Source organism: Aliiroseovarius sp. PTFE2010 (genome assembly GCF_049943335.1).
Classification (GTDB): domain Bacteria; phylum Pseudomonadota; class Alphaproteobacteria; order Rhodobacterales; family Rhodobacteraceae; genus JBNFVY01.
In genome coordinates this window covers 456,215-469,374 of sequence record NZ_JBNFVY010000001.1, presented here as the reverse complement: position 1 = coordinate 469,374, position 13,160 = coordinate 456,215, and the positions used below count along the sequence as shown (strand labels likewise).

Sequence of the window (13,160 nt, the reverse complement as noted above, 5' to 3'; positions counted from 1 at the left end):
GTCGGCGCGCGGCCCTTCGGCAAGCGCGCCCTGGGATCGCACCGCTGGTCGCCTAGGGGGGAAAGCGAACGTCGACCCAAACCAATCGATGGCGACTGGCCTCTGTCACGGTTTCCGCAAACGGATCATCACTGGTCGGCCACACGACCCCCGCATCCACCACGTCCAACGCACTGGACGGCAAGACATAATCTATCCGCAAATTACCAGGGCCAGGGTTTGCGTAGCTCACCGTATCAAGGGCCGGGTCGCCGGAGTGGTCAGGATCGGCGGCTTCTTTCGCTCCGGCACTTGCCGGTGCGGGATCTGTCAGGCGCGGGTCATTCAGAAGGCTGCGCATGGCCTCGTGACGGCCATCGCCATCAACCGGATCGATATTGCTCGTACCCATGAGGACAAACGGACCTTCGGTGCGTTCTTCGATTTCGCCGTCAAGGTATCGCTGCCAGAACAGCGTCTCATCCGCGCCGCGCAAGCCATTGCGATCTTCGGGGCCATCGAAAACAGGTGTTTGCCCATGCCATGCAAGAACGTTGATCCAGCCGCCTGGGGCCTGAACCGGAACATCCCAGTGCACGACCGATGACAGTGGCAACTGGGCCAGAATTTCCGGACTGTAATACGGGGCACCGTCTACCTGCGGTAACCGCGCAAAGGGCAGTTCCGCCCAAAGCAATGCGGTCATATCTTTGGGAACACCAAGCGGAAATGCCGACAAAAGTGCGGCGCCCCCCTGCCCACGAAATGCACCATAACTCAGCGCGTCTTCGGGCTCACCCAGACGACCGTCGCCATCCATATCGGCCCCCACCTGAACCCCCGTGTTGGGGCGGCCCGCGTAGCGGTAAAGCAGGTCTAATCCGGCGTCGGCAAGTTGGTCTGCGAAAGCCGCCAGTGCGTGACCTTCAAGATCGTGGTCAAACCCTTGAATCAAAAGAACGTCGGGCGCAGCGCTGACAATCACAGCGACAATGGCATCAACCTGCGGATCACCTTTTTCGATATCGCGCAACAGAAGGCCCGGCCCCTTGCGCGACAATTCGGTATGGTAGGTGGCGAACCGGATCGTGTCCTGGGCATAGGCACCCGCGCCGATCGCAATCAGACTGGCTGACAGGACGGCTTTTCTTCCGAGGCCGAATAGGATTGGCGACGCTTGCGTGCGATCATGTCGGCGACCTTGCCCAAGGCAATGCCGCGCATGAAGAGCGAAGCGGGAAGGAAGGCCCATGCCGTCACCGTCCAAATCATCGTTTGCGAATTTTGCAGCGTCACGGACCCGAAAAGGTCTGATGCCGACTTTATCACAGCCGGAATAAGGAACGGCAAGAGAAACCCTAACGCGACATTGAATCGCGCGTCTCGCTCCAGACGTGCAACGACATCGCCGCCCGCAGTGGGATCGAATGTGGGCAGGTTAACCCAGACGTTGAACGACCCTGACCGCGACGGCCATCTCTGTACCCTTAGCACCATCAGAAAGACCACCAGCGACAACAACGATATAAGATAGCTCATCCCGGCTGCGGTCCGAACCGTCAATTGGTCCTGGATCGGCGTGTCATCGGGCAGCATCAAAACCATGAGCCGCACCGGCGAATACGGGAAATCGAGCACATATCCGATCAAGGCGCCAACAGCCGTCACGAAATCGGTTATGACGGTCGGAACGATCTGCCCCCGCGCGATCACTGTCAGCAGGAACACCGACGCGAAAAGCGAAATGAAGCGAATTCGATTGAACGGTGGCGCGTCGCGAAATTCGACCAGGCCCGGGTAGGCCGACGCGTATTCGAAAATGGTCAGGGCCGCACCGAAGATTGCAATCAATGCCACGATCTGTGTCGCATCCGATGTCACACCAGGCAACAGCATCGAAGGGGTCGCGATCAGTAAGACCACCAATATGGCGCGTACGACCGCGCTCGTAAGCCGGAAAATCACTGCCCTATACCCTCAATTGGTCGAACGCGATGCAATGCCGCGCCCTTGTCCCAGAGTGGGGTACGCCAATTGTGGCGGCGCACCTCATTCTTGCCCAACTTTTGCCCATTTCCCTAACTCCAGCAAGTTCTCGTTAAGGTTAACAAAAGGATTAAGGCAGTTTCGTGGACAAACTGGTGCGGCATTGCATCAATTTCAGCATCAATCGCTTCGGAATTGTGTCATTTTTCAACATGTTGTGCTTTTTGCATTTGCCGCAACTAGGCACTTGCCGAAACGCGTATCGGTGCAAAGCAGCGTTTTTCAACCCAGACTGTCCCGCTTAGTGCATGTGCAAGAAAAAACGGCGGCCCGTCCGGACCGCCGTTTTGAAATGCTATGTCAAGCGCCCAAGCGTCAAACCCATGGCCGGGCCTGCGCGGCTTGCGCCTCGAACGTATCGATGGCGCTGACCTTTTCCATCGTCAGCCCGATATCGTCGAGCCCCTCCATCAGGCAGTGCTTTTTGAACGCATCTACCTCGAATGGAAACTCTTCCCCATCCGACGTGGTGACCACCTGATTTTCCAAATCGACGGTCATGCGCGCGTTCGATCCCTTTTCAGCATCCTTCATCAACACATCAACAGCCTCTTGCGGCAGCACGATCGGCAAGATGCCGTTCTTGAAGCAGTTGTTGTAGAAAATGTCGGCAAAGCTGGTAGAAATGATCGACTTGATCCCGAAATCAGCCAGCGCCCACGGGGCATGCTCACGCGAAGAGCCGCAGCCAAAGTTGTCGCCGGCGACCACGATCTGCGCGTCGCGATACTGAGGCTTGTTCAGCACGAAATCGGGGATCTCGTTGCCCTGACGGTCGTAGCGCATCTCGTCGAACAGGTTCACGCCAAGACCCGAGCGTTTGATCGTTTTCAGAAACACCTTGGGAATGATCATGTCGGTGTCGATGTTGACCAGCGGCATGGGGGCCGCGACGCCTGTCAGTTTTTCGAACTTTTCCATCACTCGGCTCCTTGCGCGTCTTCAGTCATCAGCTCGCGCACATCGGTCAGGTGACCGGTGATCGCGGCAGCGGCGGCCATGGCCGGAGAAACAAGATGCGTACGCCCCTTATAGCCCTGACGACCCTCGAAGTTGCGGTTCGAGGTCGACGCACAACGCTCTCCCTCGGCCAGTTGGTCGGGGTTCATGGCCAGGCACATCGAACATCCCGCCATCCGCCATTCGAACCCGACGTCCTGGAAAATCTGCGCCAGGCCCTCTTCTTCGGCTTGCGCACGGACCAGGCCCGATCCGGGCACCACCATGGCGCGTATACCTTCTTTGACTTTCTTGCCCTTCAGGATTGCCGCAGCGGCGCGCAGGTCTTCGATCCGGCCGTTGGTACACGACCCGATAAACACCGTATCGATCTGGATGTCGGTCAGCTTCTGACCAGGGGTGAGACCCATGTATTCAATCGCCCGTTTGGCCGCCTCGACCTTGCCACCGGTGAAGGTGTCAGGTGAAGGTACGACAGCCGAAATCGGCAATACGTCTTCGGGGCTGGTGCCCCAGGTCACGACGGGTTCGATCTCTTCGCCTTTCAGTGTGACGACCTTGTCCCATTGGGCATCGTCGTCACTGAACAGTGTTTTCCACCAGGCCAAGGCGGCTTCGTATTGCGCGCCTTTCGGTGCATGGGGGCGGCCCTTGACGTATTCAAAGGTCTTTTCGTCTGGCGCAATCAAGCCAGCGCGCGCGCCGCCTTCGATCGCCATGTTGCAGACGGTCATACGACCTTCCATCGACAGATCCCGGATCGCTTCACCGCAATATTCGATGACATACCCTGTGCCGCCAGCCGTGCCGGTTTCGCCGATCACGGCCAAAGTGATATCCTTGGCCGTCACACCCGGGCGCAGCTTGCCGGTGATTTCGACCTTCATGTTCTTGGACTTCTTCTGGATCAGCGTCTGCGTGGCCAAGACATGCTCCACCTCGCTGGTGCCGATGCCGTGGGCCAGTGCACCAAACGCGCCGTGGGTCGCCGTGTGACTATCGCCGCACACCACAGTCATGCCGGGCAGCGTCCAGCCCTGTTCGGGGCCCACGATATGCACGATGCCCTGACGAACATCCGAAACGGGGTAATAGTGAATGCCGAAATCCTTGGCGTTCTTGTCAAGCGCTTCGACCTGAATCCGGCTTTCAGGGTTGTCGATGCCTTTGACGCGGTCCGTCGTAGTCGGCACGTTGTGGTCCGGCACCGCGATGGTCTTGTCCGGCGCGCGCACACCGCGGCCTGCCATACGCAGCCCTTCGAAAGCCTGCGGGCTGGTGACCTCGTGTACCAGATGTCGGTCGATATAGAGCAGGCAGGTGCCATCGTCGCTTTGTTCAACGACATGGGCATCCCAGATCTTGTCATAGAGTGTCTTCGGGGCGGTCATTTCGCTCTCCCGTGGATATCAGTGGAAAAAATGGGTGGAAGGTTCTGGCGGCCGCCTCATAGGCGGGCGAGCACCGAGAGCGTCGCGCCGAAGAACCGCCAAGGCAGGCGCGCGCGATCATCCATATCGAAAATACGTTCCATGGCCGTTCAGATATACCGCGCAACCGAGTCTCGCAAGGGAAAGACGATAACCTTGCCCCGAGCATCGCCGTCCGTTTTCGCCCGTGCCCTCATCAAAATGGCTGTTCCCGGGAACGATGCGACCAAGACATCGCCGCCCCGCACAGGTATCGCCACCATCGATCCTTGCGACGGTCGTGTCCCGCGCGCCGATCAGGGCGGGGCAGTGTTGGCATGTTCGCCGGCAGTTCCATTGCCCTGAAATCGGCCGTGGATCTGCCAGTCGATGGGCGGCGGCCAGACCACTTTGGGGCCGGATCGCCCCCGCCCGAACAGGCCGCCAATGGTAAAACCCGACAAAGGGCACAAGCGCCCAAACATGAAGCCCAGCCCAAAGAACCGGATCAACTCGGGGTCATCTGCCACGATCCCCGGGGCGCTTCTGGTCGGCCGATCACACAGCGCAGTTGTTTCGGTCTGCGTCTTTGGGCATCCTGATATGACAAGGGAGGCAGAATGGACCCCGAAACACTCGCCCGAGTCGTCGAAGCCACGTCGCCTCAGGCGGCCAATTTCATTCAAGAAGTCCTGGATTTCGCAGACGGGTTGTTGCGGCCTTGGCGCCTCTATCAAATCGCGATCGCGGCTGGTTTGATGGTGGTATCCTGGGTCTTGGCCCGACACGCGCGTCGTCGCCTTCGGGCCTGGGTGCGCCGCCGCGAGGGATGGCCGAAATGGCGCCTGCGCATGGTGCTAGAAGTGGAAAAGCGGCTGGTGCTGGTTTTCTGGGCCCCGCTTCTTTGGGCGACCTTCCTGATCATGCGCCAGGTAACCTGGCCGTCACATAGTTACCTCATCGGGATCATGGCCTCGATCGCAACGGCCTGGCTATTCGTTGCGCTGGTCTCGCGGCTGGTCAGAAACCGGCTGCTGCGCCGGATCGTGGCATGGAGCCTTTGGATTTATGTCACCCTGTATTACGCAGGCTATCTGGACGAAACATCGGCGTTTCTTGAGCGCGCGGCCGTCGAATTCGGCGATTTCCGCCTTTCCGCGCTTGCCATCCTGAAAGCAATGGTCGTGACGGCGGTCCTGTTCAGCATCGCCAGAACCGTTTCAGCCCAAGCATCCATCAGCATCCGATCCAACGACGACATATCGCCTTCGATGCGGGTATTGATTGGCAAAGTCGTGCAGATCGCCCTCTATACGGCGGCCTTTTTCATCGGATTGAAAGCGGTCGGATTTGATTTGACTGGCCTGGCGGTCCTGTCCGGCGCTATTGGCGTGGGCCTTGGGTTCGGTTTGCAGAAGGTCGTGTCGAACTTGGTGTCCGGCGTCATCATCCTGCTCGACAAATCGATCAAGCCGGGCGACGTGATCAGCCTTGGCGAGACATTCGGTTGGATCAACACGCTGGGCGCGCGATATGCGTCTGTCGTTACGCGCGACGGCAAGGAATTCCTGATTCCGAACGAAGACCTGATTACCGGACAAGTGGTCAACTGGTCACATACCAACGACTTCGTGCGCCTAGATATCTTCTTTGGGACCGCATACGCCGACGATCCCCACCAAGTGCGCAAGGTTGCCATCGACGCGGCGAGCAGCGTCGACCGCGTGCTGCTGTCGCGCCCGCCAGTCTGCCACATTGTCGGGTTTGGCGACAGTTCGGTGGACTACATCCTGCGATTCTGGATCACCGATCCAACGGGTGGGCTTACGAATATCCGAGGGAACGTGTATTTGGCGCTATGGGATGCCTTCAAGGCGAACGGCATTTCCATTCCCTTCCCTCAGCGCGAGGTCCGCCTTCTCGATCAACCGCCCGCGAATGGCGCGCCAGGCCAGGCACCTGACGACAACTCAGGATCCGATATTTCCGCACGTTCCCAGGAAAACTGACTATCCGTCTCTTTGCGGGTGGGGCGTGGTCCGATGTTCGCGCCGGGCTTGAAAACGGCCCGACTGCGCGTCAACGCACCATTGCGATGGCCGTTTGGCGCCGCCGGCAGTCGCCCTGTGCGAAGAGGGCAGAGCACCAGCGCAAAAACCAAGTGCGGCGCGCGATTCATTGAAACTTATCCGATAGGTTGTTATCTTAACGGTATCCGGCGCCGGGCCTTTCGGCGCGCAACGAAGGAGGACGATGTCCTGTCTTACGACTCTCAGGCCGTTCAACAGCCTGCCACTCCGGTTGCCGCGATGACGGCAAACCCGAGGACCTTTTCGTCCGAGCAGCTGCTCGAACGCATTACCCAATCTCTGGAAAACGACAAAGCCGACGATCTGGTGTCGATCGACTTGCGCGGGAAAACCGCGATGGCCGACTACATGGTGATCTGCTCGGGCCGGTCGACCCGTCAGGTCGCATCGCTTGCCGAAAAGCTGGTCGAGCGTCTGAAAGCCGATTTCGGCGTCATTGCCCGCTCGGAAGGCAAGGACATGGGCGACTGGGTTCTGATCGATGCCGGTGATGTGATCGTGCATATTTTCCGCCCGGAAGTGCGCGAATTCTATCAGCTGGAAAAGATGTGGATGCCAGGCAGCGCCCCGGCGCAGACCCAGGCCTGACACGGAGCGCAGATGCGCGTTACGATTTGTGCAGTGGGCCGCCTGCGTGGTGGGCCCGAGGCCGACCTGATCGACGACTATCTGACCCGGTTCGACCGCGCCGGGCGTGGATTGGCGCTTGGGCCAGCAAGGATCATCGAAGTTGAAGACAAGCGCGGCGGCGGAATGGCCGCCGAAGCCGCCCTGCTGGGCAAAGCGATCCCGACCGGCGCGATGATGATGATTATGGACGAACGCGGAAAAACCCTGTCTTCACCGGATTTTTCGGCGCAGTTGGCCCGATGGCGCGACAACGGCCGTCAGGATCTTGCGATCATAATAGGGGGCGCGGACGGGATCGACCCTGCGCTCCGCGCCCAAGCGGATTTTTCGCTCAGCTTTGGGAAAATGGTGTGGCCCCACATGCTGGTTCGGGTGATGCTGGCCGAGCAACTGTACCGCGCAGCGTCGATACTGGCCGGCACCCCGTACCACCGCGCCTGATCAGCGCCCGGTAGCGCCCAGAATAGCACCTGCCGTTCGTACGATCAGCCACAGATCAAAGAACGGCGAACACCGCTGCATATAGCTGATGTCCATGGATATCCGTTCGTCATAGCTGACGTCATTGCGCCCCGACACTTGCCACAGACCTGTGATGCCCGGTTTCATCGACAGATAAGCCCACCGGTTTGCGCCGTACCTGCTCAACTCGTCTTCTACAACCGGGCGGGGCCCGACAAAGCTCATCTCGCCGCGAAGAACGTTCCAGATTTGGGGCAGTTCGTCCAATGACGTGCGCCGCAAAAATGCACCCAACCCTGTCACCCGCGGATCGTTCCGCAATTTGAAATCGCGCTCCCACTCGGCCGCAGCAGCAGGGTTGGTCGCCAAGTGGATCGCCAGCCGCGCCTGCGCATCCGGCACCATCGTGCGTATTTTCCAACAGCGGAACGCCTTGCCGTTGCGACCGACACGGACGTGACCGAAAAAACCGGGGGCGCCATCGCGCCGGGTCAACGCCCAAAAAACGGCAATCACCGGGGTAACAAAGGGCAGAGCCAACAGCGCAAGCACGATATCAGCGACGCGCTTCCCGACTTTGACATACCCATTTCCAGCGAGTTTTCTTCGCCCCCCAATCGGGTAAGCTTGTGTTTGTAGCGGATCGAAAGACTTCATGGCAGGTTTCGCTCTTTCGTTGGTGACGCGAGCAGGCAGAATGACGCGTTGATCGACGGCATGCTTAGGGTGTTCGCTGGTTTCCTCCCCCCAGCGGCACCCGGCATTGCGGGTAAATCAGAATGTCAGTGTGTTCGGTGCGCTCTCGCGAGGTTGCTGGGTTGACCTGCGGCTAAACACAGGCGGTGAGTGGCAGTTCCAAGAACGAAGAAACGCCAGACACGGTTAAAAACGGTTTAAAAATTTCCTCAATCTGATGGAAATTCCGAAAAGCCCCGCAGTTTCAGGTGAAATATGGTTCCCGTTCCCACCTATGCGCGGTAAAACCCCGCCAAACGATCCGCCAAGGAGCCTTCAATGTCCCACCCCAAACCTGTCGTCCTGTGCATTCTTGATGGGTGGGGTCTGCGCGCGCAAACCGATGCGAACGCTGTGGCGCTTTCCGATACGCCAAACTACGACCGCATCATGAGCACCTGTCCGAACGCGACGCTGGTCACTTTTGGGCCGGACGTCGGGCTGCCTAGCGGTCAAATGGGCAACTCTGAAGTTGGGCACACCAACATCGGCGCGGGCCGGGTGGTTGCGATGGATCTGGGGCAGATTGATCTGGCAATCGAAAACGGCAGCTTTTTCGACAATCAGGCGATCATCGACTTCGCCGCCAAAGTCAAAAGCGCAGGTGGCACCGCCCATCTGATGGGCGTGATTTCCGATGGGGGCGTACATGGCCACATCGAACACACGCTGGCGGCTGCGAAAGCGGTGACCGATCAGGGCGTGCCTGTCGTGATTCATGCCATCACCGATGGGCGCGATGTCGCGCCGAAATCGGCCAACGGGTTTATGTCGGACCTGATGAACCGCCTGCCGAAAGGCGCGACCATCGGCACGGTCATCGGACGCTACTTTGCGATGGATCGCGACAACCGCTGGGACCGGGTCGAAGCGGCATTTCGCGCGATGACCAACTACGCCGGTTCGAACGACGCAGACTATCCCTGTGGTGGCCGCTATTTAGAAGCGACCGATGCGGTCCAAGCTGCATACGACCGCGGCGAGACGGATGAATTCATCAAGCCGTCAGTGCTCGCAGGCTATCAGGGCTTCAAGGATGGCGATGGGTTTTTCTGCCTGAATTTCCGGTCCGATCGCGCCCGAGAAATCCTGCGCGCCATCGCAGACCCGGATTTCGATGCCTTTGACGTGTCCGCACGCCCGAATTGGTCGGCGCTGTTGGGGATGGTCGAATATTCGGTCGAACACAACGAATTCATGTCCACCGCCTTCCCCAAACGCGAGATCGTCAATACGCTGGGCGAATGGGTCGCCAAGCACGATCTGACACAATTTCGCTTGGCCGAAACGGAAAAATACCCGCATGTCACTTTTTTCCTGAACGGCGGCAAGGAAACCCCCGAGACAGGCGAAGACCGCTTTATGCCCAGTTCGCCGAATGTCGCGACTTACGACCTGCAGCCCGAGATGTCGGCTGGCGAAGTCACCGACAAGTTCGTAGCCGCAATCGAGGCCGGTTATGACCTGATCGTCGTCAATTATGCAAACCCCGACATGGTCGGACATACCGGCGATCTGGATGCGGCCATCGCGGCCTGCGAGGCCGTGGACCAAGGGCTGGGTCGCGTGTTGGCGGCGCTGCAGGCCGCAGGCGGCGCCATGGTTCTCTGCGCAGATCACGGCAACTGCGAAACAATGGTCGATCCTGAAACGGGCGGGCCGCACACCGCGCACACGACCAACCTGGTGCCGATCGCGGTGATCGGTGCAGATGGTGTGACCGGCGTGAAAGATGGCCGCCTGGCGGATGTCGCGCCGACACTTCTGGATTTGATGGGGCTTGAAAAACCCGGGGAAATGACCGGCCAAAGCCTGCTGGTGAAAGGCTGACCCGATGTCGATTCGTGCAATTGCGCTGGCCTTTGCACTGATCCTTTCCACCGGGCATGCCCACGCGCAAGAGACCCCTTCGGAACTGGCAGAGCGCGCAGCGCGGCTGATGGAGGCCGCCCATCGGTCGCTCAACGATGCCAACACCAAGGCAAACCGGATCGCGGCGCTCACCCAGACTGTTTCAGCCTATGAAGACGGACTGGACGCCCTGCGCGAAGGGTTGCGCCGCGCGTCGATCCGCGAAGCGGCAATTGCACGCAAATTCGATGCGGAAAGCGAAAAACTCAGCCAACTCGTGGGGGTCTTGCTATCGATCCAATCCACGCCCGCCACCCTGACATTGATCCATCCGTCCGGGCCTCTGGGAACGGCGCGATCGGGGATCATCCTGTCCGATGTCGCGCCTGCCTTTCAGGCCGAAGTGGACCACCTGCGGGCCGAATTGCAAGAACTGCGGACCATTCGCGTGTTGCAGGAAAGCGCCTCTGAAACGCTGATTCTAGGGCTTGCTGGCGCACGGCGCGCCCGCACCGCGCTCAGCCAGGCAATCCAGAACCGCACGGACTTGCCGAACCGATATCTGACCGACCCCGAGCAATTGGCCAACCTGATCGCTGCCAGTGAAACGTTGGCGGCTTTTTCCACTGGCCTGTTGGAAATGGACACGGCCGCCGGCACCCCCGCCGTCGGCAATATCCGTCAGGCTGCGGGCACGCTGCCCTTACCCGTTAACGGCACCATTCTGAGACGCGCGGGAGAGGCGGATGCCGCGGGAATCCGGCGCCCCGGATGGCTGATCGCCACACGCCCGCGCGCCTTGGTCACAGCCCCTTGGCCCGCCACCATTCGCTATCGCGGACCGCTTTTAGACTACGGAAACGTGATCGTGCTTGAACCGGCTTCGGGCATTCTGATGGTTCTTGCCGGGCTGGAAGAGGTCTATGGTGAAATCGGAGAGCTACTTGAAGCAGGCGCGCCCGTGGGCCTTATGGGGGGCGACACGCCGGCGCCGAACGACATTTTGCTTAAATCGGGCGAAGGCGGTGGCGCTGACGCTTCAGAAACGCTTTATATAGAGATCAGACAGGATGGCGATGCGACCGACCCGGCCGATTGGTTCGCCAGCAACGAGGATTGAGACGCGATGAAAAAGTTCCTAATGGCTGCGGCAGGCGGCACTCTTGCGGGCGTGATTGCGACCACCCAGTTCGCCGGCCCCATTGTGGCACAGGAAAAGGCGTCCGGCAGTTCAGTTTATGAGCAACTGGACCTGTTCGGCGACATCTTTGAACGCATTCGCGCGCAATACGTCGAACCCGTCGATGAAAGCGAATTGATCGAAGCCGCGATTGACGGGATGCTATCGTCGCTCGATCCGCATTCCTCTTATCTGTCGCCCAAGGATGCAGCAGACATGCAGGTGCAGACCCGCGGTGAATTCGGCGGTCTGGGGATCGAGGTCACGCAAGAAGACGGGTTCGTCAAGGTCGTGGCCCCCATGGACGGCACCCCAGCGGATCAGGCTGGCGTTGAAGCCGGCGACTTCATTACCCACGTGGACGGTGAAAACCTGATGGGCCTGACGCTGGATGAAACCGTCTCGCGGATGCGGGGCCCGGTTGGCAGCGAGATCGTGATTACCGTGGTGCGCGAAGGTGCAGAAGAACCGATGGATATATCCATCATTCGCGACACCATCAAACTGACAGCCGTGCGGGCACGCACCGAAGGGGACGCGATCGTGCTGCGGATCAGCACGTTCAATGATCAGACCTACCCCAATCTTGAAAGCGGATTGAAAGAGGCGGCCGAGGAACTGGGCGGTATGGAAAATGTCAGCGGTGTCGTCCTCGACCTGCGCAACAACCCCGGTGGCTTGTTGACCCAGGCCATCGCGGTTTCGGATGCCTTTCTGGACGCTGGCGAAATCGTGTCGACCCGGGGTCGGCATCCTCAGGACGGTGATCGCGTGAATGCCTCCGAAGGCGATCTGGCCGAAGGCAAACCCATCGTTACCCTGATCAACGGCGGCTCGGCCAGCGCATCGGAAATCGTGGCGGGCGCGTTGCAGGATCATCACCGGGCCATCGTCGTCGGGACCAAGAGTTTCGGCAAAGGTTCTGTCCAGACGGTCATGCCGCTCCGCTCGCAAGGGGCCATGCGCCTGACCACGGCGCGTTACTACACGCCGTCGGGCCGGTCGATCCAGGCCTTGGGCATTTCGCCCGACATTGTGGTGGCCCAGCCGCCGCGCCAGCCCCAGACAGAAGACAGCGACGAGACAACGACACCGCGTTTCCGGTCCGAAGCGGACCTGCGCGGCGCGCTGAACAATGACAGCCTGACCGAAGACCAGCGCAAACAGATCGAAGCAGAGCGCGCCGCCGCGGAAGAAGCCGCAAAGCTGCGCGACGAAGACTTCCAACTGGCCTACGCGATCGACATTCTCAAGGGCTTGTCCAAGATCGATCGGGATTAAGCGCACCATGGCGACCAAGGATCTTCCGTATCGGCCCTGCGTCGGCGTGATGCTGGTCAATAACGCAGGCAAGGTGTTCGGCGGCATGCGCATCGATACCCCCGGCGCGTGGCAAATGCCCCAGGGCGGGATTGACCCCGGCGAATCCCCGCGCGATGCCGCCCTGCGTGAGCTGAGGGAAGAAACCGGTGTGAGCGCGGACAAGGTCGAACTTGTCGCCGAAACGGATGACTGGCTGACCTATGATCTGCCCGAACATCTGATCGGGAAACTGTGGAACGGCAAGTATCGCGGGCAAAAGCAACTGTGGTTCCTGGCGCGGTTCACCGGGTCGGATGCCGATGTCGACATTGCGGCTGAGCATCGCGAATTTTCCGAATGGGCATGGCTGGATCTGGATGAACTGGTGACCCGGATCGTTCCGTTCAAACGGGGCATCTACGCCGCCGTCGCCGACGCCTTTCGGGACAAGTTGTAAGCGCAGGCAGTATGCCTGTTAGGGGCAAAGACAGACTCCACACCAGAACAAAACGTGAA

The 13,160-nt window shown here is 59.7% G+C and carries 13 protein-coding genes; 7 read left to right on the top strand and 6 right to left on the bottom strand.

Annotated elements, in window-relative coordinates:
- Positions 1–52 precede the first annotated feature (52 nt).
- From ACP2AV_RS02265 to ACP2AV_RS02245, 5 genes are all read right to left on the bottom strand, one after another.
- The gene (locus ACP2AV_RS02265) at positions 53–1,012 is read right to left on the bottom strand and encodes an endonuclease/exonuclease/phosphatase family protein (RefSeq protein WP_426371347.1); all 960 of its coding nucleotides are present in this window, start codon (positions 1,010–1,012) and stop codon (positions 53–55) included.
- Between the two features lie 89 nt (positions 1,013–1,101).
- On the bottom strand, positions 1,102–1,944 hold the full coding sequence (locus ACP2AV_RS02260; protein WP_426371027.1) for a hypothetical protein: 843 nt from the start codon (positions 1,942–1,944) through the stop codon (positions 1,102–1,104).
- Between the two features lie 396 nt (positions 1,945–2,340).
- A complete protein-coding gene (leuD, locus tag ACP2AV_RS02255; RefSeq protein WP_426371026.1) occupies positions 2,341–2,946 on the bottom strand; it encodes a 3-isopropylmalate dehydratase small subunit in 606 nt (201 codons plus the stop codon).
- On the bottom strand, positions 2,946–4,376 hold the full coding sequence (gene leuC / locus ACP2AV_RS02250; protein WP_426371025.1) for a 3-isopropylmalate dehydratase large subunit: 1,431 nt from the start codon (positions 4,374–4,376) through the stop codon (positions 2,946–2,948). Before leuC ends, leuD begins: the two co-directional genes overlap by 1 nt.
- A 335-nt stretch (positions 4,377–4,711) precedes the next feature.
- On the bottom strand, positions 4,712–4,924 hold the full coding sequence (locus tag ACP2AV_RS02245) for a hypothetical protein (protein WP_426371024.1): 213 nt from the start codon (positions 4,922–4,924) through the stop codon (positions 4,712–4,714).
- A gap of 90 nt (positions 4,925–5,014) precedes the next feature.
- Here ACP2AV_RS02245 and ACP2AV_RS02240 point away from each other — a divergent pair, with 90 nt between their 5' ends.
- The 3 genes from ACP2AV_RS02240 (at position 5,015) to rlmH (ending at position 7,555) form a co-directional block, all read left to right on the top strand.
- Positions 5,015–6,403, top strand: a complete 1,389-nt coding sequence (locus ACP2AV_RS02240; protein ID WP_426371023.1) for a mechanosensitive ion channel family protein — start codon at positions 5,015–5,017, stop codon at positions 6,401–6,403.
- A gap of 300 nt (positions 6,404–6,703) precedes the next feature.
- A complete protein-coding gene (gene rsfS, locus ACP2AV_RS02235) occupies positions 6,704–7,072 on the top strand; it encodes a ribosome silencing factor (RefSeq protein WP_426371022.1) in 369 nt (122 codons plus the stop codon).
- Positions 7,073–7,084: 12 nt separating this feature from the next.
- Entirely contained in the window at positions 7,085–7,555 is a 471-nt protein-coding gene (gene rlmH / locus ACP2AV_RS02230; protein ID WP_426371021.1) for a 23S rRNA (pseudouridine(1915)-N(3))-methyltransferase RlmH, read from the top strand.
- On the opposite strand, the gene ACP2AV_RS02225 is transcribed toward rlmH, so the two are convergent.
- Positions 7,556–8,233, bottom strand: coding sequence for a sugar transferase (locus ACP2AV_RS02225; protein WP_426371020.1), 678 nt, complete (start codon positions 8,231–8,233; stop codon positions 7,556–7,558). It abuts the gene before it with no gap.
- 357 nt (positions 8,234–8,590) lie between these two features.
- Here ACP2AV_RS02225 and gpmI point away from each other — a divergent pair, with 357 nt between their 5' ends.
- The 4 genes from gpmI to ACP2AV_RS02205 are packed head-to-tail and all read left to right on the top strand — an operon-like array spanning position 8,591 to position 13,101.
- Positions 8,591–10,141 carry a 2,3-bisphosphoglycerate-independent phosphoglycerate mutase gene (gene gpmI / locus ACP2AV_RS02220; protein WP_426371019.1) on the top strand — a complete coding sequence of 517 codons (1,551 nt, stop codon included), beginning with the start codon at positions 8,591–8,593 and terminating at the stop codon, positions 10,139–10,141.
- A gap of 4 nt (positions 10,142–10,145) precedes the next feature.
- Positions 10,146–11,282 (top strand): murein hydrolase activator EnvC family protein, encoded by a 1,137-nt coding sequence (locus ACP2AV_RS02215; protein WP_426371018.1) that lies wholly within the window; start codon positions 10,146–10,148, stop codon positions 11,280–11,282.
- A 6-nt stretch (positions 11,283–11,288) separates the two neighbouring features.
- Positions 11,289–12,623 carry a S41 family peptidase gene (locus tag ACP2AV_RS02210; protein WP_426371017.1) on the top strand — a complete coding sequence of 445 codons (1,335 nt, stop codon included), beginning with the start codon at positions 11,289–11,291 and terminating at the stop codon, positions 12,621–12,623.
- Positions 12,619–13,101: an RNA pyrophosphohydrolase gene (locus ACP2AV_RS02205; protein WP_426371346.1), complete on the top strand. Its 483-nt coding sequence runs from the start codon at positions 12,619–12,621 to the stop codon at positions 13,099–13,101. The genes ACP2AV_RS02210 and ACP2AV_RS02205 overlap by 5 nt, the downstream gene beginning before the upstream one ends.
- The last annotated feature ends 59 nt before the right edge of the window (positions 13,102–13,160 follow it).